At 68.7% G+C, this 20,226-nt stretch carries 22 protein-coding genes and 1 pseudogene; 7 read left to right on the top strand and 16 right to left on the bottom strand.

The window, feature by feature from the left end:
• Nucleotides 1-3 precede the first annotated feature (3 nt).
• The 4 genes from ON37_RS09830 to ON37_RS09815 form a co-directional block, all read right to left on the bottom strand.
• Nucleotides 4-327, bottom strand: coding sequence for a DMT family transporter (locus ON37_RS09830; RefSeq protein WP_040718548.1), 324 nt, complete (start codon nucleotides 325-327; stop codon nucleotides 4-6).
• Nucleotides 328-368: 41 nt separating this feature from the next.
• Complete coding sequence (argH, locus tag ON37_RS09825; protein WP_040718547.1) at nucleotides 369-1,784, bottom strand: argininosuccinate lyase; 1,416 nt, start codon at nucleotides 1,782-1,784, stop codon at nucleotides 369-371.
• Nucleotides 1,781-2,710 (bottom strand): class I SAM-dependent methyltransferase, encoded by a 930-nt coding sequence (locus ON37_RS09820; protein ID WP_373281998.1) that lies wholly within the window; start codon nucleotides 2,708-2,710, stop codon nucleotides 1,781-1,783. The genes argH and ON37_RS09820 overlap by 4 nt, the downstream gene beginning before the upstream one ends.
• A gap of 266 nt (nucleotides 2,711-2,976) precedes the next feature.
• The gene (locus ON37_RS09815) at nucleotides 2,977-4,179 is read right to left on the bottom strand and encodes an argininosuccinate synthase (protein WP_040718545.1); all 1,203 of its coding nucleotides are present in this window, start codon (nucleotides 4,177-4,179) and stop codon (nucleotides 2,977-2,979) included.
• Between the two features lie 315 nt (nucleotides 4,180-4,494).
• Here ON37_RS09815 and ON37_RS32845 point away from each other — a divergent pair, with 315 nt between their 5' ends.
• Nucleotides 4,495-4,659 carry a hypothetical protein gene (locus ON37_RS32845; RefSeq protein WP_157171401.1) on the top strand — a complete coding sequence of 55 codons (165 nt, stop codon included), beginning with the start codon at nucleotides 4,495-4,497 and terminating at the stop codon, nucleotides 4,657-4,659.
• Nucleotides 4,660-4,684: 25 nt separating this feature from the next.
• Here ON37_RS32845 and ON37_RS09810 read toward each other — a convergent pair whose 3' ends face one another.
• Entirely contained in the window at nucleotides 4,685-5,482 is a 798-nt protein-coding gene (locus tag ON37_RS09810) for a maleylpyruvate isomerase family mycothiol-dependent enzyme (protein ID WP_040718589.1), read from the bottom strand.
• Nucleotides 5,483-5,529: 47 nt separating this feature from the next.
• Entirely contained in the window at nucleotides 5,530-6,144 is a 615-nt protein-coding gene (locus tag ON37_RS09805) for a TetR/AcrR family transcriptional regulator (protein ID WP_051031400.1), read from the bottom strand.
• Between the two features lie 72 nt (nucleotides 6,145-6,216).
• Between ON37_RS09805 and ON37_RS09800 the strand changes: the two genes are divergently transcribed.
• Entirely contained in the window at nucleotides 6,217-7,086 is an 870-nt protein-coding gene (locus ON37_RS09800; RefSeq protein WP_040718544.1) for an NAD(P)H-binding protein, read from the top strand.
• 174 nt (nucleotides 7,087-7,260) lie between these two features.
• Nucleotides 7,261-8,067, top strand: a complete 807-nt coding sequence (locus ON37_RS09795) for an SAM-dependent methyltransferase (protein ID WP_051031399.1) — start codon at nucleotides 7,261-7,263, stop codon at nucleotides 8,065-8,067.
• 9 nt (nucleotides 8,068-8,076) lie between these two features.
• On the opposite strand, the gene ON37_RS09790 is transcribed toward ON37_RS09795, so the two are convergent.
• On the bottom strand, nucleotides 8,077-8,631 hold the full coding sequence (locus ON37_RS09790; RefSeq protein ID WP_040718543.1) for a TIGR03086 family metal-binding protein: 555 nt from the start codon (nucleotides 8,629-8,631) through the stop codon (nucleotides 8,077-8,079).
• Nucleotides 8,632-8,708: 77 nt separating this feature from the next.
• Between ON37_RS09790 and ON37_RS09785 the strand changes: the two genes are divergently transcribed.
• A complete protein-coding gene (locus tag ON37_RS09785; RefSeq protein WP_040718542.1) occupies nucleotides 8,709-9,311 on the top strand; it encodes a TetR/AcrR family transcriptional regulator in 603 nt (200 codons plus the stop codon).
• 39 nt (nucleotides 9,312-9,350) lie between these two features.
• Here the strand turns inward: ON37_RS09785 and ON37_RS09780 are convergent, their stop codons facing one another.
• The 7 genes from ON37_RS09780 to ON37_RS09750 all read right to left on the bottom strand — a co-directional run bounded on the left by ON37_RS09780 (nucleotide 9,351) and on the right by ON37_RS09750 (nucleotide 16,376).
• Nucleotides 9,351-9,824 (bottom strand): arginine repressor, encoded by a 474-nt coding sequence (locus tag ON37_RS09780; RefSeq protein ID WP_039777686.1) that lies wholly within the window; start codon nucleotides 9,822-9,824, stop codon nucleotides 9,351-9,353.
• A 59-nt stretch (nucleotides 9,825-9,883) separates the two neighbouring features.
• Entirely contained in the window at nucleotides 9,884-10,822 is a 939-nt protein-coding gene (gene argF / locus ON37_RS09775) for an ornithine carbamoyltransferase (protein WP_040718541.1), read from the bottom strand.
• A 2-nt stretch (nucleotides 10,823-10,824) separates the two neighbouring features.
• Nucleotides 10,825-12,027: an acetylornithine transaminase gene (locus ON37_RS09770; protein WP_040718540.1), complete on the bottom strand. Its 1,203-nt coding sequence runs from the start codon at nucleotides 12,025-12,027 to the stop codon at nucleotides 10,825-10,827.
• Nucleotides 12,024-12,959 (bottom strand): acetylglutamate kinase, encoded by a 936-nt coding sequence (argB, locus tag ON37_RS09765; RefSeq protein ID WP_051031398.1) that lies wholly within the window; start codon nucleotides 12,957-12,959, stop codon nucleotides 12,024-12,026. Before argB ends, ON37_RS09770 begins: the two co-directional genes overlap by 4 nt.
• Nucleotides 12,956-14,173 carry a bifunctional glutamate N-acetyltransferase/amino-acid acetyltransferase ArgJ gene (argJ, locus tag ON37_RS09760; protein ID WP_040718539.1) on the bottom strand — a complete coding sequence of 406 codons (1,218 nt, stop codon included), beginning with the start codon at nucleotides 14,171-14,173 and terminating at the stop codon, nucleotides 12,956-12,958. Before argJ ends, argB begins: the two co-directional genes overlap by 4 nt.
• Entirely contained in the window at nucleotides 14,170-15,267 is a 1,098-nt protein-coding gene (gene argC / locus ON37_RS09755) for an N-acetyl-gamma-glutamyl-phosphate reductase (protein WP_040718585.1), read from the bottom strand. The genes argJ and argC overlap by 4 nt, the downstream gene beginning before the upstream one ends.
• A gap of 143 nt (nucleotides 15,268-15,410) precedes the next feature.
• Complete coding sequence (locus ON37_RS09750; RefSeq protein WP_157171400.1) at nucleotides 15,411-16,376, bottom strand: hypothetical protein; 966 nt, start codon at nucleotides 16,374-16,376, stop codon at nucleotides 15,411-15,413.
• Between the two features lie 69 nt (nucleotides 16,377-16,445).
• On the opposite strand from ON37_RS09750, the gene ON37_RS34060 reads away from it, so the two are divergent.
• Together ON37_RS34060 and ON37_RS34055 are read left to right on the top strand one after the other, a co-directional pair.
• The gene (locus ON37_RS34060; RefSeq protein ID WP_040718537.1) at nucleotides 16,446-16,634 is read left to right on the top strand and encodes an N-acetyltransferase; all 189 of its coding nucleotides are present in this window, start codon (nucleotides 16,446-16,448) and stop codon (nucleotides 16,632-16,634) included.
• Nucleotides 16,631-16,741, top strand: a pseudogene (locus ON37_RS34055) (translation initiation factor IF-1); the annotation flags it as partial. The gene ON37_RS34060 and the pseudogene ON37_RS34055, both read left to right, overlap by 4 nt.
• 205 nt (nucleotides 16,742-16,946) lie before the next feature.
• Here the strand turns inward: ON37_RS34055 and ON37_RS32835 are convergent.
• Together ON37_RS32835 and ON37_RS09735 are read right to left on the bottom strand one after the other, a co-directional pair.
• Nucleotides 16,947-17,687, bottom strand: coding sequence for a hypothetical protein (locus ON37_RS32835; RefSeq protein WP_040718535.1), 741 nt, complete (start codon nucleotides 17,685-17,687; stop codon nucleotides 16,947-16,949).
• Nucleotides 17,688-17,884: 197 nt separating this feature from the next.
• A complete protein-coding gene (locus tag ON37_RS09735) occupies nucleotides 17,885-18,289 on the bottom strand; it encodes a hypothetical protein (RefSeq protein WP_040718534.1) in 405 nt (134 codons plus the stop codon).
• 404 nt (nucleotides 18,290-18,693) lie between these two features.
• Here ON37_RS09735 and ON37_RS09730 point away from each other — a divergent pair, with 404 nt between their 5' ends.
• Entirely contained in the window at nucleotides 18,694-20,226 is a 1,533-nt protein-coding gene (locus ON37_RS09730) for an acyl-CoA synthetase (protein ID WP_040718584.1), read from the top strand.

The following is a 20,226-nucleotide window of genomic DNA, read 5'->3' as shown; positions in this document are numbered from 1 at the left end:
GCCTCAGTGCGCGCCCCCGAGTTCCAGCGCCAGCACGCCGACGATGAGCAGACCGATACCGCCGATCTGTACCGCCGAGAGACGCTCGTCGAGGAACAGGGCGCCGATGGTGGCGACCAGGGCCACGCCGATCGCCGACCACACGCCGTAGGCGACGCCGACCGACATCCCCCGCTTCAACGCCTGCGACAGGAAGGCGAAGGCAGCGATATAACCGATCACCACCACGACCGAGGGCACCGGTTTGGTGAAACCCTCCGACAACTTCAGCGATACGGTCGCCGTCACCTCGGACACGATGGCCAAACCGAGCAGCAGGAACATCATGCGCGCACGATATCGGGCGCGGCGACCGCACCGCCCGGCGGTCAGCTCAGCCAGTCCCGCGCCTGGGCGGCGGTGGCGCGGACCTCGGCCAGCTGTTCGGCCACCCGGACCCCGGCGGTACCGCCGCGCGAGCTGCGGGACGCGATCGATCCCTGCACGGTGAGCACCGCACGCACCTGCGGCGTGAGGGCGGGATCGACCGCGGCGAACTCGGCATCGGTCAACTCGTCGAGGCCGACGCCGCGCGCCTCGGCGGCACGCACGCACGCCCCGGCCGCCTCGTGTGCCACCCGGAACGGAACCCCTTGGCGCACCAGCCATTCCGCGATGTCGGTGGCCAGCGTGTATCCGGCGGGCGCCAGTTCGGCCATCCGATCGGTGTGGAAGGTGAGGGTGGCGACCAGCCCGGCGATGGCCGGCAGCAGCAGCTCGAGCTGGGCCACCGAATCGAACAGCGGCTCCTTGTCCTCCTGCAGATCGCGGTTGTAGGCCAGCGGTTGCGCCTTGAGGGTCGCGAGCAGACCGGTGAGATTGCCGATGAGACGACCGGCCTTACCGCGCGTCAGTTCGGAGACGTCCGGATTCTTCTTCTGCGGCATGATCGAGGAGCCGGTCGACCAGGCGTCGGCGAGGGTGATGTAGCCGAATTCCGGCGTGCTCCAGATGATGATCTCCTCGGCCATGCGCGAAAGATCCACCGCGATCATGGCCAGGACGAACGCGGCCTCCGCGGCGAAATCGCGGGCGGAGGTGGCATCGATCGAATTGGCGGCGGCCGCATCGAAATCCAGGTCGGCGGCGATGGCCTCGGGGTCCAGGCCGAGCGACGAACCGGCCAGCGCCCCGGAGCCGTAGGGGGAGATCGCGGCCCGCTTGTCGAAATCGCGCAACCGGTCGATATCGCGCAGCAACGGATGCGCATGAGCCAGCAGCTGATGGGACAGCAGCACCGGCTGCGCGGCCTGCAGGTGGGTTTTCCCGGGCATCACCGCGTCGGGGTGGGCCGCGGCCTGTTCGACCAGCGCGTCGACGACCTCGAGCACACCGAAGGCGATGCGGCGCACCGCATCCCGCAACCACATCCGGAACAGGGTCGCCACCTGATCGTTGCGCGAACGTCCCGCGCGCAACCGGCCACCGAGCTCCGCGCCGACCCGCTCGATGAGACCGCGCTCGAGCGCGCCGTGCACATCCTCATCGGATTCGGCCGGGGTGAAGGCCCCGGACTCGACGTCGGCGGCGAGCCGGTCGAGCCCGTCCAGCATGCCCGCCAGATCCGCATCCGACAGCAACCCGGCCTTGTGCAGGACGCGGGCGTGGGCCTTGGACGCACGGATGTCGTAGGGCGCCAACGCCCAGTCGAAGTGGGTCGATTTGCTCAGCGCCGCCATGGCCGCGGCAGGGCCGGAGGCGAAACGCCCACCCCACAGCGCGCCTTCGTTGGTGGCTCGGCTCATCGGTTCTCGTCTCCTCGTGTGGCGGTCATCAGAATGTGGCGGTTCAGTTCGGCGCGAGCGGCCTCGGGCAGCTCACGGCCGTGGTCGGACAAGACGACAGCCGGATCGCCGGCGGTCACCGCCCAGCCGTGCGCGGTGAACCAATCGCGCGGGTCGGTGCGGCCTTCCCAGGGATACCAGAGCTCTTCGAGCTTCAGCCTGATGCCGGCCTCGGCGAGCAGTCGTTTGCGGCGTTCCCGCAGCGCGTGCAGTGCGGGCGAATCCTCCCGCCCGCCGCGACCGATGTTCAGCGCGATCCGGCTGCCGGGCGCGCTGAGCGCCGCGATATCGCCGCACAACCGGTCCTGCGCCTCGCCCGGCAGGTAGCGCAGCAGTCCCTCCGCCAGCCATGCGGTCGGCGCGGCGGAATCGAAACCGTTGTCGCACAGCCTTTTCGGCCAGTCCTGGCGCAGATCCACGCCGATCACGCGCCGGTCGGCGGCCGGTTGCACCCCGGCGAGCACGGAGTCCTTGTACTCCAGCACCTTCGGCTGGTCGATCTCGAATACGACGGTGCCAGAGGGCCATTCGAGCCGGTAGGCGCGGGCATCGAGCCCGCTCGCGAGGATCACGACCTGCCGGACACCCGCCGCGGAGGCGGCGGCGAGGTATTCGTCGAAGTAGACCGTGCGGGCGACGAGCATCCAGGCCGAGCTGTAACCCCGTCCGCCCTCGCCGTCGGAATCGGCACCGTCCGACGTGGCCGCGACCTGCGCGCGCATGATGTGGTTCCAGCCCGATCCGGCGGCCTCGACCAGACGCGCGGCGTAGGGATCGCGAAACAGCGCATCAGAGCGCCGGGTCTCCGCCGCCCGCATCACGGCGACACCGAGGGCGGTCGCGCCGACGCTTTCGGTGATATCCCAGCTGTCGTCGTCACTGCGCACGGACATCTCCTCCCGTTCGGCCGGCGGCGCCGCACGTCGCGCATCCTGCGGTCGTGTCGTTCCGCCCGGTCGCAGGCTACTCCGCGCCGTCGTGCGCACCGGATCCGCGGCACATCGCCGGTCCGGGCCGCCGAGATACCGTCCTCGGCGATGCCTGCGATACCGAAACCCGCCCGGGCCGGAGGGGCCACGACGATCGAGGAGCGAGCGGCCGGGCCACGCACCGGCCGGGCCCGCCGCGCGGCCCGGCCGGCAGTGCGAACGCCTTACTTCTTCGACAGGTCCCGGCGGGCGGCGACCTTGGAGGACAGGCCGTGGATCTGGACGAAGCCCTTGGCCAGCGACTGGTCGAAGCTGTCGCCCTCATCGTAGGTGGCCAGGTTGAAGTCGTAGAGCGACTCCTCGCTGCGGCGGCCGTTGACCACGACGTTGCCGCCGTGCAGCACCATGCGAACCTCGCCGGAGACGTGCTCCTGGGTGTCGCGGACGAATGCGTCGAGGGCGCGCTTGAGCGGGGAGAACCACAGGCCGTCGTAAACCAGCTCGCCCCAGCGCTGCTCGACCTGGCGCTTGTAGCGGCCGAGCTCGCGCTCGATCGTGACGGCTTCGAGCTCCTGATGCGCGGTGATCAGGGCGATCGCGCCCGGCGCCTCGTAGATTTCGCGGCTCTTGATACCGACGAGGCGGTCCTCGACCATATCCAGGCGGCCCACGCCCTGGCGGCCGGCCCGCTTGTTCAACTCGGTGATGGCCTCGAGCACGCTGACCGGACGACCGTCGATGGCGACCGGCACACCCTTGTCGAAGGTGACGATCAGTTCGTCGGGCGCCTCGAAGTTGATGGTCGGGTCGACGGTGTAGTCGTAGACGTCCTTGGTCGGGGCGTTCCACAGATCCTCGAGGAAGCCGGTCTCCACCGCGCGGCCCCACAGGTTCTGATCGATCGAGAACGGCGACTTCTTGGTCACGGTGATCGGCAGCGCGTTCTCCTCGGCGAACGCGATGGCCTTCTCGCGGGTCCACGCATAGTCGCGCACGGGGGCGATGACGTTCAGATCGGGAGCCAGCGCGCCGATGCCGACCTCGAAGCGGACCTGGTCGTTGCCCTTTCCGGTGCAGCCGTGGGCGACCGTGGTCGCGCCGTGATACTCCGCGGCCTCGACCAGGTGCTTGACGATCAGCGGCCGGCTGATCGCCGACACCAGCGGGTAGCGGCCCATGTAGAGGGCATTGGCCTGCACGGTGGGCAGGCAGTACTCGTCGGCGAACTCGTCGCGGGCGTCGACCACGATGGCCTCCACCGCGCCGCAGTCCAGGGCGCGCTGGCGCACCAGGTTCATATCCTCGCCGCCCTGGCCCAGATCGATCGCGACGGCGACCACCTCGGCCCCGGTCTCCTTGCCGATCCAGCTGATGGCAACGGAGGTGTCCAACCCGCCGGAATAGGCGAGTACGACGCGATCGGCCATGACTAATGCTCCTCAGGTTCGTACGTATGCGGTGTGCGCGCTGTCACCAGCGAGGATGTGCTGCCGCTCCCGCCGGCGGTCGGCTCACATCGACTGCAAATGATTATGCATGATGATGCAATCCCATTCATAACCGGGGGTGCGGGAGTCCGCTTCGGTCTCGGCCCGGCCCGCCGCACCGCTCGGCGCCGGACCGGACAACCACGGACATTCACGGCGAAAGCCCGTGAGGTTCAACACGATTGCGGCACTCCGTCGCGCCCGGTATGTCACCCTGGAAACCAACGGCACCAACGCCCTGGGAAAGGCCGAACCATGCTGTCCACGTTTGCGGGCTATTTCAGCACGATCGGATCCGACGTCCTCGCGATCGGCCAATCGGTGATCAACCTCATCGCCGACCTGATCAGCGCCGGAAGTTCGAGCGCGCCCGGCGGCCACGGCGGCAGCTACCCGCCGGGACAGTACCCGCTGGCCTGAGGCCACCCGGCGAGCCCTGCCCGGATCAGCCGAAACTGACGCGGTCCAACCAGAAGTCGAACAGCTCGCCATCGCCCAGCACCTCGATATCGGCGTCAGCGAGCGGGCGGCGCCGATAGATCACCAGCAGTAGCTCGGTCAGCGGCCCGCGGACGGCGACGGCCGCCCGCTCGTGCGCCCGCCGCCAGGCGATGGCCTCGCCGGTGAGGTCGACGGTCCATTCGGCGTGGAGATCAGGATCGGCATCGGTGGCATGGAAGTGCAGTGTGCGCCCCGGGCCGAGCAGCTCCCGCGTCTCGGGCTTGTACTCGAACATCAACGGCAGCGAACCGAGCGTCAGCCACTCGTCGATCGCATCGGTGGCGACCACCGGATCCGCGTGGTAGTCGGCGCCGAGAGCGAGGGTGGCATCGGCGCGGTGGATCAACGTTTCGTGGGTGAACCGACGCGCGTAGAAATCGCTCGTGGGTTGCACCGGCACGGGTGTCCACAACGGCAGGCCCGGGCCGGCCTCGCGTAATGCCGCGGCCAACTTGTCGGCGCCGGCGGCCAGCCACTGCCGCAACTGTTCCGAATCCTCGTCGAGATAGCCGGACAGGTCACGGAAGGCGAATTCGTCCTCCGGCAACGGTTCTCGTACCCGCCGGCTCACGGCGGCGGTGGCCCAGCGCTGCGCCCCGCCCAGATGACGACCCAACTGCCCGACCGACCACCCGGGGCAGCTGGGCACCGGTGTCGCGGTGTCCGCCCCGGCGAGCGTCTGCCGCAACAACTCTGTCTGGGAAACGATCTCGTCGCAGTAGCGCTCGAAGGTCAGCGTCATGGGCAACACCATAGGCACGGGCACCGACACCTCGGCCCGATCGTCGCTCAGCCGGCGTCGAGAGTCGCCGTGACGATCCGGTGGATCCGCCGATAGTCCGGATCCGTCGGCCCCGGAAGGTCGTCCGGCCATTCCGCGGGCGCTTCCGCCACACCGAACAGCACCGCCGTGAAGCGCGGATAGACCGCGCGCCCGAGGATGTCGTCCACCGCGGCGAAGGCCTCCGCGTCCGGAAGCGACCACTCGGCCCCGAGGTACGCCGCGAGGTTACGGCGAGTGGTTCCGAAGAGCGCGTCGTAGTAGTCGGCGGCGGCCTGCGGAACACGCGCGGCCTCCGCAACCACCAGCCGGCAGGTCCGCACCGACTGGATCCACACCAGCGACTGCAGGAACCGAACGCAGTATCGAGTCACCGCCTCGATCCGGTCGTCGCCGTACTCCTCGGGAGTGCGCAGGCGGGCCAGATGGAGACCGCGGATGAAGCCGACGACGGCGAGGAACAGCGTGTCCTTGTTGTCGAAGTGCGCATAGAGGGTGCGTTTGGAGGTTTCGGCGCGCGCCGCCAGCACATCCATCGAGGTGCGTTCGAAACCGAGCTCGAGGAAGACGTCCTTGGCCGTCCAGAGGATGTGCTCGCGCAGTCGATCGCCACGCCTCGCCATACGGTCTTCCCTTCCACCAAAGTAAACGGTACGGTGTAGTTTACTTATCTCGTACTCGTTCAGGAGCAGTTCATGATCGTCGTGACCACACCTACAGGCAGTATCGGGCACCAGGTCCTCATCGCCCTCGCCGACAGCGACGAGGAGATCCGGGTGATCGCCCGCGATCCGGGGCGGCTGGACCCGCGGCTGCGCCCGCGAGTGGAGGTGGTGCAGGGCTCGACCACCGACCGGGAGGTCGTGGCGGCGGCACTGAAGGGCGCCGACTCGGTGTTCTGGCTGGTTCCGCCGGATCCGTCGGCGTCGAGCGTGCCGGGCCACGTGCTGGAGTTCGTGACGCCGCTGTGCGCCGCGCTCGACGAGGTCGACCGAGTGGTCGCCGTCTCCAGCCTGGGCCGCGGGCACGGCCGGAAAGCGGGCCAGATCTCGGCGATCTTCGCGATGGACGCGCTGATCGAGAGCAGCGGCGTGCACTACCGGTCGCTGTGCCCGCCCGGATTCATGGACAACCTGCTCCACCAGGTCGATTCGATCCGGGATACCGGGGCGTTCTTCGGCACCATCACCGGCGATCTGCCCCTACCCAGCTGCGCCACCCGCGACATCGCCGCCACCGCGTCCCGCCTGCTGCTCGACCGTTCCTGGACCGGGCAGGACAGCATCGAGATCCGCGGCCCGGAGGATCTGTCCCATCACGACATGGCCCGCATCATGTCCGAGGTGCTCGGCCGCCCGATCCACTACCGGCAGATCTCGGCGGCCGACCAGAAGGCCGCACTGACCGGCCATGGGGTGAGCGCGGCCTGGGCCCAGGGTCTGATCGACATGTCCACCGCCGTCGAGAACGGCCTCTACGACACCCCGCGCACACCGGAGTCCTACTCCCCCACCGGTTTCCGGCAATGGTGTGCCGACGTTCTCGCACCCGCGGTCGTCGGCTGACTCCCGTTCCGAATCTCGACGGCGAAGCCGATCCCGCCCGGCCGGAATCCGCTTCCGACCGGGAGATCGGCCAATCCTGTTGGTCGGCAACGCGTTTGCCCGTACATAATCCGTGCACGAGCGCTTGATTTCGCCTATCATCCGACGAAAAGCCCTCGTGCCGACAGGACTGTGATGACCGCATCCGACAGCAGTGCGACCGCCGATGCCCGGGTACCCAGCAGTGCCCGCATCTACGATTACGCATTGGGCGGAAAGGACAACTACGAAGTCGACCGGCTCGCCCTCGAGAAGGTGATGGAGGGGTTCCCGACCGTGCGGATCGGGGCCCGGCACAACCGCCAGTTCATGCATCGAGCGGTCGATGTCCTCGCCGACGCCGGAGTGAAACAGTTCCTCGACATCGGCACGGGCATTCCGACCGAGCCCAATCTGCACCAGGTGGCCCAGGAGCGGGCCCCGGAGGCCCGTGTCGTCTACGTCGACAACGACCCGGTGGTGCTCGCGCACGCGCGCGCTCTGCTCACCGGATCGCCCGAGGGCCGCACCGCCTACGTGCAGGCCGATCTGACCGAGCCCGAATCCATCCTGTCCGCACCGGAATTGCGCGAGACGCTGGATCTGTCCAGTCCAGTCGCGCTGAGTCTGGTTGCCGTGCTGCACTTCCTGTCCGCCGAACAGAATCCGGCCGGTGTGCTGAAAACGCTGCTCGACGCGCTGGCCCCCGGCTCGTTCGTCATCGCATCCCACATCACCGAAGACCTCGATCCCGACGGTATGGCGCGGGCGCTCGAGATGTATCGGCGCAGCGCCGTCTATGTGCAGGCCCGCACGCGTGACGAATTCGCCTCGTTCTTCGACGGACTCGAACTGCTGGACCCGGGTGTCGTCGCCGTCAACCGCTGGCGACCCGCCATCGAGCCCCCGTCCTGGCTCGACGCCCAGGTCAACTGCTGGGGCGCGGTCGCGCGCAAGCCGTAGGGCCGGCGCTCAGGCGCGCCAGTCCGGGTCGCGGCCGAGGAGGGCGACAATATTGTCCAGTGGCGGGCGGGATTCGTCCTCGGCGAGCCGGGGCCGGTAGGCGCCGCCCGGGCCGTTGAGCGGGCTGCCGGGCGCGGTGATCGACCGGGCGATCGGCAATGCCACCGCCGCCATTCGCCGCGGGACGGGACAGGGGCGGTTCAACGCCCGCGCGAGATCCCAGCGGTGAGTGAGCATGTCCACCAGATGGATGCCCAGCACTCGCTCGGTGGCGAGCGGGCCGGACCGCGGCAGTTCCACGACCTCGCCGGAGCGCTCGATCGCCGCGATCCACCGGGCGGTGATGTGCGCGAACGCGGCGCGCGGATCGTCCGCGAATTCGGCCGAGGTGCCGAGCACGGAGGCGTTGACCGCCTCGTGCCGCTCGTTCATATGCGTAATCAGGTCGGCGACATTCCATCCCGCGCACGGCGTCGGCGCGGTGAGATCCGCGTCCTCGAGCGTAACCACATCATGGCCGATCAGGGCCAGAGCCATCGCGTCCAGCCGCAGAAGTTCGCTCATGACAACACCTTTCACATTTTAGCGTACGAGCGTTCGCCAAATGACTATAGCAAACGATCGGACGCTATACTTGGCTCATGTCCCCTCGCCGTTCCGCCGCCGATGCCGCCCAGACCCGCGAGCGCATCATCTCGGCCACGGTCGAACAGGCCTCGCTGATCGGCGTGGAGGGGGTGACCATCGGATCGCTCGCCGAGAGCCTGGACATGAGCAAGGCCGGGGTCGTGGGGCCCTTCGGATCGCGTGAGCAGTTGCAGCTGAGCGCGTTGGAGCAGGCCGGGACGATCTTTCGAGACGCGGTGATCGCCCCGCTGGACGGGTTACCGCCGGGCACCGAGCGGCTGACGCATCTGATCGACAACTGGATCGGCTATCTGGCCGAATGCCCGTTTCCGGGAGGCTGTTTCGTCACCGCGGCCTCGACCGAACTCGACGGCCGGCCGGGAGTGCTGCGCGACCGTCTCCGCGACTACGTGACCAGCGCACGTGCGGCGCTGGAGTCCGAAATCCTTGCCTACCAGGCGGAATCGGGGGGCGCCCATCGTCCGGCGGACGAACTGGTCACCACTGTCATCGGCATCACGATGGCCGTCAACCAGGAAATACAACTCCTCGAGGATCCCCGCGCCGCTGAACGCGGGAGGGCGGCACTTCGAGCGGCCTTGGGGCTGACGCCGTAACGCACACGTATCAGGCGGGTCGATCCCCGGTTCGGCCGTCTATGCCAGGTGTTCGATCTTCGCGGCCAGTTCCGCACCCGTCATGGGTTCACGGGCGATCACCGCGATGGTGTCGTCGCCGGCGATGGTACCGACCACCTCGGGCAGGGCCGCGCGGTCGAGCGCGCTGGCCAGGAAGTGCGCCGCGCCCGGCGGTGTGCGCAGGACCGCGAGGTTACCGCTGTGATCGGTGGAGACCAGCAGGTCGCCGAGCAGTTTCGAGAGCCGGGACGTACCGCCGGTGACACCACGCACGGGGCTGCCGTCCTCGGGGACGACGTAGATGCCGGCGCCACCGTCGGCCGCGCGCAGCTTCACCGCGCCGAGCTCGTCCAGATCGCGCGACAGCGTGGCCTGAGTGGTTTCGATGCCCTCGTCGGCGAGCAGGGCCGCCAACTCGGTCTGGCTGCGAACCGCGTGGGCGGACAACAATTCCACGATGCGCTGCTGGCGCCCGGCGCGGGTACGCGCGATGGCCGGGCCGGTGCGCGGACCCTCCGATCCGGCAGCCGACCCGTTCGCTCTCGCCGTGCTCACGCCGCACCGCCCGATCGTCGCTCCAGCAACCACACCAGCAGCGCCTTCTGCGCGTGCAGCCGATTCTCGGCCTCGTCCCATACCACACTGTGCGGACCGTCGAGCACCTCGTCGGTGATCTCCTCGCCGCGATGCGCCGGAAGGCAGTGCAGCACAACCACATCCGAGGCGGCGTGGGCAAGCAGTTCGGCGTTCAGCTGGAACGGACGGAACGGGCCGACCCGGTCGAGGCCGTCGTTCTCCTGCCCCATCGAGGTCCAGGTGTCGGTGACCAGGGCGTCGGCACCGGTGGCCGCCGCGACGGGATCGTCGGTCAGGGTGATCGTGGCGCCGGTTTCGGCGGCCCGTTTGCGGGCGGCCTCGAGCACCCAGTCGTAGGGCTGGAAACCCTCGGGCGCGGCGATGGTGACGTCCAGCCCGGCCGTGACGCCGCCCAGCAGCAGCGAATGCGCCATATTGTTCGCACCGTCGCCGAAATAGGTGAGTTTGCGACCCGCGAGCTCGCCTTTGTGCTCCCGCAAGGTCAGCAGATCGGCCAGCACCTGGCACGGATGGAATTCGTTGGACAGCGCGTTCACCACCGGAACCGTTGCCGCCGAGGCCATCTCGTCGAGCCGATGCTGTTCGAAGGTCCGCCAGACGACGGCGTCGACGTAGCGTGAGAGCACCCGGCCGGTATCGGCGAGGGTTTCCTCACGGCCCAGCTGGGTGTCCCGGCCGTCGACGACCACCGCGTGCCCGCCGAGTTGCGCGATACCCATCTCGAAGGAGAACCGGGTGCGGGTGGAGTTCTTCTCGAAGATCACCCCCACGCCGCGCGGGCCTTCCAGCGGCCGCCGGGAGATCGGCGCCGCCTTCAATTCCGCTGCCAGCGCGAGGATTTCGGCCTGTTCGGCGGGCGTGACGTCGTCGTCGCGCAGGAAATGCCGCACCATGGTCACTCACTCTCCTGGGAAGCCGCGTCGAGGATGCCGGGCAGATCGGCGAGGAAGCCCTCCGCCTGCGCCTCGGTCAGGATCAGCGGCGGGGCCAACCGGATCACATTCGGTTTCGGCGGGTTGATCAGATAGCCGGCGGCGCGCGCGGCCTGCTCGACCTTCGCCGAAACGTCCTGTGTCAGTTGGATTCCGATGAGCAGACCCGCGCCGCGCACGTGGTCGATCAGCGGGTGGCCGAGGTCCTCGATGCCGTCGATCAGCGTCTTGCCGACCGATTCGACATGCGCCGCCAGCCCCTGCTCGTCGATGGTCCGCAGCACCGCCAGCGCCGCCGCGGCGCTGACCGGGTTACCACCGAAGGTGGTGCCGTGCAGGCCGGGAGTGAGCAGCTCCGCGGCCCGGCCCTGCGCCAGCACCGCGCCGATGGGCAGACCGCCACCGAGCCCCTTGGCCAGCGTCATCACATCGGGCACGATGCCCGCGGCGTGATGGGCGAAAAACGGTCCGGTGCGGCAGATTCCGGTCTGCACCTCGTCGAGGATCAGCAGCGCGCCGTGCTCGGCGGTGATCCGGCGGGCCTCGGCCAGATAGTCCGGCGGCGGCACGACCACGCCGCTCTCCCCCATGATCGGCTCGAGGAAGACGGCGGCGGTATCGGAATCCACCGCGGCGGCCAGGGCCGCGGCATCGCCGTAGGGTACGTGCACGACGCCCGGCGGCATCGGCTCGAACGGCGCCCGCTTCGACGGCTGGCCGGTCAGCGCGAGCGCGCCCATGGTGCGGCCGTGGAAGGCCTCGTCGCAGGCGACGATCTTGTGCCGGCCGGTGAGGCGCGCGATCTTGAACGCCGCCTCGTTCGCCTCGGTGCCCGAATTGCAGAAGAACGCCCGGCCGTTGCCGTCACCGAAATGCGCCAGCAGCTTCTCGGCCAGTTCCAGAACCGGTTCGCTCACATACAGATTCGAGACGTGGCCGAGGATCCCGAGCTGCTGGGTGACGGCCTCCAGAATCGCCGGATGGGCGTGGCCCAGGCTGTTGACCGCGATACCGCCGAGGAAGTCGACGTAACGGTTGCCCTCGGCGTCGTACACGACCGCGCCCGAGCCGCGCACCAGCGCCACCTTCGGGGTGCCGTAGTTGTTCATCAGCGCGGACGACCACCGCTGCTGCAATTGCTCCGTGCTCGTTCCGTTGTCGCTCATGAGTTCGTCGTTCCTGCCGTCTCGGGTGGGGTCACCATCGTTCCGATACCTTCCCCGGTGAACAGTTCCAGCAGTACCGCATGCGGCACCCGGCCGTCGATCACGTGCGCGGTCGGGACACCGGCCTGCACCGCGCGCAGGCAGGCCTCCATCTTCGGCACCATGCCGGCGTCCAGGCTCGGCAGCAGGGCGGCCAAGGCGTCGGTGTCGATATGGGTGGTCAGCGACGAGCGGTCGGGCCAATTCGTGTACAGGCCTTCGACATCGGTGAGCACCACGAGTTTCTCCGCGCCGATGCCCTGCGCCAGCGCCGCGGCGGCGGTATCGGCGTTGATGTTGTGCACCACGCCGTCGGCATCGGGCGCGATGGTGGACACCACCGGAATGCGCCCGGCGCGCACGAGATCCAGCACCGCGTCCGGATTGACGGCGGTGACGTCGCCGACCAGGCCGATATCGGTCTGCTCGCCGTCGACGGTGACGGTGCGGCGGGTGGCGGTGAACAGCCGCGCGTCCTCACCGGAGATGCCGACCGCGTACGGGCCGTGCGCGTTGATCAGTCCGACCAGTTCGCGGCCGACCTGACCGAACAGCACCATCCGCACCACATCCATCACCTCGGGGGTGGTGACGCGGAAGCCGCCACGGAATTCCCCCTGCAGCCCCAGCTTTTTCAGCATGGCACTGATCTGCGGGCCGCCTCCGTGCACCACCACCGGATGGACGCCGACGGTGCGCAGGAACGCCATGTCGGCGGCGAAGGCGTGCTTGAGATCGTCGTCGATCATCGCGTTGCCGCCGTATTTGACGACCACGATCTTGTCCCGGAACTTCTGCAGCCACGGCAGCGCACCGGCCAGCACGTGGGCCTTGTCGAGCGCCGACAGATCCTGAGTGGTCACCGGAACCTCCGGTGTCGCTTCGGTACTCATGAGCTGTAGGCCGAATTCTCTTCGACGTAGCCGTGCGAGAGGTCGGTCGTGCGCACGGTGGCGGTGCCGTCCCCGAGACCCAGTTCCACCAGGACCGCGATGTCCGGCCCGGACAGGTCCACCGACCGTGCGCCGGGAGCGCCGGTTCCGTTCACGCACACCGGATTTCCGTTGAACGAGACGGTGACCCGATCCGGATCCAATTCGATGGGGGCGATGCCCACCGCGGCCAGCACCCGGCCCCAGTTCGGATCGGAGCCGAAGAAGGCGGTCTTGACCAGCGAGTCACGGGCGACCGCGCGGGCAGCGATCAGCGCCTCGTCCTCGCTCACCGCGCCGGTCACCGTGATCTCGACCCGCTTGGTCACGCCTTCGGCATCCGCCATCAGCTGCGCGGCCAGGTCGTCGCAGACCGCCAGCACGGCGGCATCGAGTTCCTCCTGACTCGGGGTGACGCCGCTGGCGCCGTTGGCCAGCAGCAGCACGGTGTCGTTGGTCGAGCAGGAACCGTCGACGTCGAGCCGGTCGAAGGTGAGCCGCGTCGCGTTGCGCAACGCGGTGTCCAGCTGTTGCGGGGTGGCGACGGCATCGGTGGTGACCACCACGAGCATGGTGGCCAGCGACGGGGCGAGCATGCCCGCGCCCTTGGCCATCGCACCGACATTCCATTTGTCGGCGTGGTGGAACGCGGTCTGCTTGGGCACGGTGTCGGTGGTCATGATGGCGTGCGCGGCATCGGTGCCGCCGGACAGCCCGCCCGCCATCTCGTGCACGATCTCGGTCACCCCGGGCAGCAGTTTGTCCATCGGCAACCGGTCACCGATCAAACCCGTTGAGCAGACCGCGATTTCACCGGCGCCGGTTTCGGTTCCCCAGTTGCTCAACGCCTTCGCCAGTTCCTCGGCCGTGGCGTGGGTGTCCTGGAAGCCGCCGGGACCGGTGCAGGCGTTGGCGCCGCCGGAATTCAGGATCACCGCGCGCAGGCGGCCGCCGGTCAGCACCTGCTGTGACCACAGCACCGGGGCGGCCTTCACCTTGTTGCGGGTGAACACACCCGCGGCCGCGTATTCCGGGCCCTCGTTGAAAACCAGTGCCAGATCGAGCTTTCCGTTGGCCTTGATACCGGCGGCGATCCCGGCGGCCCGGTAGCCGAGCGGTGCGGTCACGCCCTGGGTGCGGACCAATTTGCCGCCGGCGATATCGGTATCGGTCACGGTGCCACTCCTACGGTGGAAAGTCCGGCGGTCTCGTCGAGACCGAGAGCGAGATTCATCGATTGCACCGCGGCGCCCGCGGTGCCCTTGGTCAGATTGTCGATCGCGCCGATCACCACCAGCGTCCGCGCGGCGGTGTCGACGGCCACCTGCAGGGTGATGGCATTGGAGCCGACCACCGAACCCGTCTGCGGCAGTACGCCTTCGGGCAGCAGGTGGATGAACGGTTCGTCGCCGTAGGCCTTGTCGTAGACCGCCCGGACGGCGGCCTGGTCGGCCACCGCACCGGCGGCGTCCGGCCGCAGGCGCGCGGTGCAGGTGGCCAGGATGCCGCGGGGCATCGGAGCCAGCACCGGCGTGAAAGAGACTGTGATATCGCCGATCTCGGCACCCGTCGCCGCGGCGGCGGCCTTCAGGTTCTGCGCGATCTCGGGGGTGTGCCGATGCGCGCCGGCGATGTTGTAGGCGCGGACCGAACCCATCACCTCCGAACCCAGCAACCCCACGTCGAGCTTGCGGCCCGCGCCCGAGGTGCCGCTGACCGCGACCACCGTCACATCCGGTTCGACGATGCCGGCCCCGACCGCCGGGGCCAGCGCCAGACTCGACACCGTCGGATAGCAGCCCGGTACCGCGATCCGGGTGGCCCCGCGCAACCGTTCCCGGGCGCCGGGCAGCTCGGGCAACCCGTAGGGCCAGCTGCCGGCGTGCGGGGATCCGTAATAGGTCTCCCAGTCCTGCGGATCGGTGAGCCGGAAATCGGCACCGCAGTCGATGATCACCGTGGACTCCGGCAACTGCTGCGCGATGGCCGCGGACTGCCCGTGCGGCAGCCCGAGGAACACCACGTCGTGCCCGGCCAGCACCTCCGGGGTGGTCGCCTCGAGCACCCGATCGGCGAGCGGCAGCAGATGCGGCTGCAGCTGCGCCAGCGTGGTCCCGGCGTTGGATCCCGCGGTCAGCGCCCCGATCTCGAGGCGCCCGGCTCGGTACTCCGGATGCCCCAGCAGCACGCGCAGGACCTCACCGCCCGCGTATCCGCTCGCACCAGCTACCGCGACCCGCAGCACGGGCCCACTCGAGGTATCCGCCATGTGATGATTATGCACGATCATGCAAGCTCATTCACGGGTGGGGTGAAGCCGAGCTTAGCGCGCACCGGCATGACCCCGGTCTCGATGTGTCGACCCAGCGCTGCATCGGGCCGGATCCACGCCGCACCGGGTGGTTCGACGACCTAGCCGGAAGGCGGCTCATGGACAGCGTATTCACTGGTCAAGCGCCCGTCGGCGGTCACCGACCCGCGGGCTTCCAGAGTGGATTCGGGCCACAGCGGTCCGATCGTCCGGGTCGGGTGGACGACGCCGGTGACCGTTCCCTGCTCGCCGGGAACCCGGTCGAAGGGGTAGGTCGGGCGGGCGGCGGACTCGTGCAGTTGCTCGGCGATGGCTTTCGACACCGAGCCGTCGACCGGACTGTCGTTCTGCGACACCAGGGTGACGGGGCGCCGCGGTTCGTCGAGACTCTTCATCGCGTACACGGTGTTGTCACGAATGACACGACCGACGTACTCGGCCGGCAGATGTACCGGTTCGACCTCGGGACGGCCGTCACCGGGAGTGTTGCGCACCATGACCACGGCGCCGTCGTTGTCGAACCTTCCCATCACGACGAACGGAGTCCGCAGGTCAGAGGTGCGGCGAACCTCCACCGCTCGCGGCAGCGCCGCGCCGGGCTCGTGCGGAAGTCCCGGCCCCGCTCGATTAACGACCGCACCGGGCAGCTTGACGACACCGGCGGTCTCGATCCCCAGCATTCGACCGGCGGCCCAGTCTCCGGCAGCACGTGCGCTCGCCGCACTGGTCGGGAAGGAGATACCCACGTATTCGCCGTCGCTGTCGCGCAACGGCTCGTAGGCGATCCGCTTCGGATCCACCTCGATCGGAGCCCCGTAGACATCCGTGCCGCGCAACGCCACGATCCTGTCCCCCGACATGCGCACGCCCGGACTCTCGAGCACGGTCCCCTCGAGGATGTCCCGGGCCTCGCCGTCGGTGTGCCGCGCATGCCCCGCGGAGCGCGTCAGTTCACCCGCGCCGCCGGTCAACCTGCGAGCGAACGCACCCGCGATATCGTCGACGGCCTCGCTCATGCGCCGGACGATCAGCGGCCCTACGTACCGCAGCTCGAGCTCACCCGCCATATCCGAGGCCTCCACCACAACAGCTGTCGGAGCAGTATTGTCCGCCCTTCTCACAGTGGGGCAGAAACGGTGCGGGCCGACGCGCGGCGCCGCGGCATCGCCGGAGCCCTGCTCAGGTGCGCACTGACGTCACTCCATCACGCCGGGAAACCCTGGGACTCGGCCGAAATCGACGAAGCCGACACCACTGCCGCCGCCCTGTTCGCGAGCATCGGCGCCGAATATTCGAGCAATGCCGTGGAGTTGGTGTGGGGATGAAGCAGGCGGCCATCGAGGTACACGGGCACGTCGTGGAATGTCTGCGGGATGCGGGATTCGCCGTCGAACTCACCAATGGACATCGCGTCCTCGCCCACCTGTCGGGGACGCCTGTTCCGCTATCGCAGTCAGCCCTCGAAGCGGCAGGCCGGAACGATTCGTGCACACCTCTGCGGGCATGCGGGAGAACCGCCGGAATCGCCGGGGTTCGCACGATCCGTTGCGTCACCGATCCGATCCCGGTGCGCGTGGGCAGTCGCGGCACCGCCAGGGGACGCGGTGGGCTCCGAAGAGCGACCACCCGAACCGGTGTCAGTGCTGCGGCGTACTCGGCTCCGGCCGCTGCGTCCCACTGGGGCCGGACAAGGGTGACGCATCGGGAGCGGCCAGGCCGGGATGTTGCGGCCAGGACTGGGGCGTCGAGGACTGGGGCGCCGCCGGGCCGGGGTGGACCGGGTAACCGGGCGGGGCGGCGGGCGCGCCGGGGTGGCCAGACATGCCCGGGTACGGGGCGAAACCCGCAGGCAGCGGCGGGTACGCCGGGCCTGCGGACGTCCCGGGCCTTCCCGCGACCAAACCTCCCACCGCGGCGAGGACGGCGACGGCTGTCGGGATCACCAGCCAATTGCCGTTGTCCGACCATCGCAGGTAGGAGTCGAAGAAGAGCGCGACAACATGCTGGGCCACCGTGAGAAGCAGCGGTCCCGCTCCCAACGATGCGACGGTACGCAGTCGCATCGATCCGGACCCGGCGACCGACAACCCGATGCCGCCGACCAGTGCGACGAGACAGACCACCCAGAACGGGATCAAGACGACGCCCATCCCGTATTCGAAGACGGAGTAGCCGCCACCCCGGCCGAACATCCCCCATATCGAATGCGCCGCACTGACGATCGCGGCGACCATCAAACCGACACCGGCGACGATGTCGGCAGCGCTGCGGTTCCGCGCCGGCCCGGGCCGCGAAAACTGCTGAACGCCAGGGTAGTTCGGCGGCGCACCCCAGGCCGGCGGTGGTACTGCGGAATATCCGGGCGGGTACGGATTCATCGGTCGGCGCTCCCCTTGTCGACATCGCGTGCGGCTCAGCCTAAGCGAGCGCGATCCGCGCCGCGCACTCACCGAACTGTCGCGATGCAGTCGCGGACCGGCGAGCGCCGCGCCACTCGTGACGGGCAGTCAGGAGCGCGCGCTCCGGCACTGTGCCGCGGACGGCGGCCCGAGACCGACACCGGCGTCGCCGCAACTCAGAACGACACGGTGCAGTACATCGGGTCCACCACCACATTGTTCGCGACGTTGACGTCCGGTGTCGCGCTGCGCACCCGCGCGGTGACGAGTTCCAGTGTGCGCGCCGTGCCGATCGGGTAGTTGATGATCTGTCCCGGCGCCACAACGGATTCCGAGCGCGAACCGGCCGGACCGAACGGCGTCCAGTAGTCGACCGTCACGTTCTGCGCCGGCGCGTCACCGATATTGCGGATGATGACGCTCAGCTGGGGAGGCAATCCCGGCAGCGCACCGCCGCAGTAGGTGTACACCTCGAGGTCCGCGCCGGCCGAATCCGCTTGCGCGGGAACGGCGAAGCCGACCATGGCGGCCGCTGCCACCGCGGCACCGGCGGCAATGGCCCAGAAACGCCTGATACGCATGGAAACCTCCTGTTTCGCGATGGGCTCTACCCGATTATCGAATCAGCGGTCCGGCTGTTATGCCCCGAAAAACCTGGGCATCGGACGACGCCGCAGACCGGGCGCGGTGGGCGAACTGCCATTCATCGCCCACCCGCTTCTCATCGGCGCCGAGCCGGATCAGGGCCCGCCAGCACTGCCCTGCGCAACGCAACCGGATCGCTCGCCGCCCGTGGCCGGGAGGCGATCACGCACCGGCACACCTCATGGCAATTTGCCGATTACTGCAGAATTGTCGTTCACTTTCCGCTATCGTCGCGCTCGCCGGAACGGTGTTCCGGCGGGGCCGGATCGCAGCGGCGCGGCAGGCCCCGGATCGACCGGCGGGCGCGGTGCGGCCGTCGGCCGCGGTGTGGAGGAGTGCTGTGTATCCCGGTGCACATGTCGATCGTTTCCCTGATAAACCGGCGGTTGTCCTGGCCGAGAGCGGGACGGCGCTGACCTATCGCGAGCTGGAGGACAACTCCGTGCGCCTGGCTCGCCATCTGCGCGAGGCGGGATTGCGGCGTGGCGATCACATCGCACTGCTGTCCGGCAACGTGCTCGAGGTGTACGAGGTGTACTGGGCCGCGCTGCGATCCGGGCTTTACATCACGGCCGTCAACCGGCATCTGTCGGCCGACGAGATCAGCTACATCGTCAACGATTGCGGGGCCCGCGCGCTGATCGTGTCGGCGGAACTGGCGCAGGTCGCCACCCAGGTGACGACGCAGACCCCGGGCGTCGAGATCGGGCTGGCGTTCGGTGGTGAGGTCGCAGGGTACGACTCGTATGAAAAGGCTTTGGCCGCATCGTCTTCCGCACCGCTGCCCGATCAGCCGCGGGGTGCCGACATGTTGTACTCGTCGGGCACCACGGGACGCCCGAAGGGCATCGAACATCCACTGCCGGACCGGCAGGTCGGCGATCCACCGGGGGACACCTACACCGCCGTCTTCGGCCCGCTCTACGGTTTCGATACCGACACCGTGTACCTCTCGCCGGCGCCGCTCTACCACGCCGCGCCGTTGCGGTTCGGCGGTGTGGTGCACGCCCTCGGCGGAACCGTGGTCGTGATGGAACGGTTCGACGCCGAACGGGCGCTGGCCGCGATCGAGCGCTATCGCGTCACCCACAGTCAATGGGTGCCGACGATGTTCGTGCGGATGCTGAAACTCGACGAGAGCGTGCGGGCCCGTTACGACGTCTCGAGTATGCGCGTCGCCGTCCACGCCGCCGCGCCGTGCCCGGTGGAGGTGAAGCGGGCGATGATCGACTGGTGGGGCCCGGTGCTGCACGAGTACTACGCCTCGACCGAGGGAAACGGCGCCACCTTCATCGACAGCGAGCAGTGGTTGCGCAAACCCGGCTCGGTCGGCCGGGCGGGGCTGGGCACCATTCGCATCTGCGCCGACGACGGGCGCGAGCTGCCCGCGGGCGAGATCGGCACCGTCTATTTCGAGCGCGAGGAAGTCCCGTTCGACTATCACAACGATCCGGAGAAGACGGCGAAGGCGATCCATCCGGACCATCCGACCTGGACCACGACCGGCGATATCGGCTACCTCGACACCGACGGCTATCTGTTCCTGACCGATCGCAAGGCATTCATGATCATCTCCGGCGGGGTGAACATCTATCCGCAGGAGATCGAGGATGCGCTGGCGCTGCACCCCGACGTTCTCGATGTGGCGGTGATCGGCGTGCCCGACGAAGAGATGGGCGAATCGGTGAAAGCGATCGTCCAGCCCGCACCGGGCGCCGAACCCGGACCCGAACTGGCACAACGGCTCCGCGACTTCCTGCGTGCGCGCATCGCCCACTACAAGGTGCCGCGCAGCGTCGACTTCGCCGACGAACTGCCCCGCACCCCGACGGGCAAGCTGGTCAAGGGCAAACTCCGCGAGCGGTACGCCTGA

This window comes from Nocardia veterana NBRC 100344, assembly GCF_000308855.1.
GTDB lineage: Bacteria > Actinomycetota > Actinomycetes > Mycobacteriales > Mycobacteriaceae > Nocardia > Nocardia veterana.
Note: the sequence above shows the minus strand (reverse complement) of the source record. Positions and strands in the feature narration are given on the sequence as shown.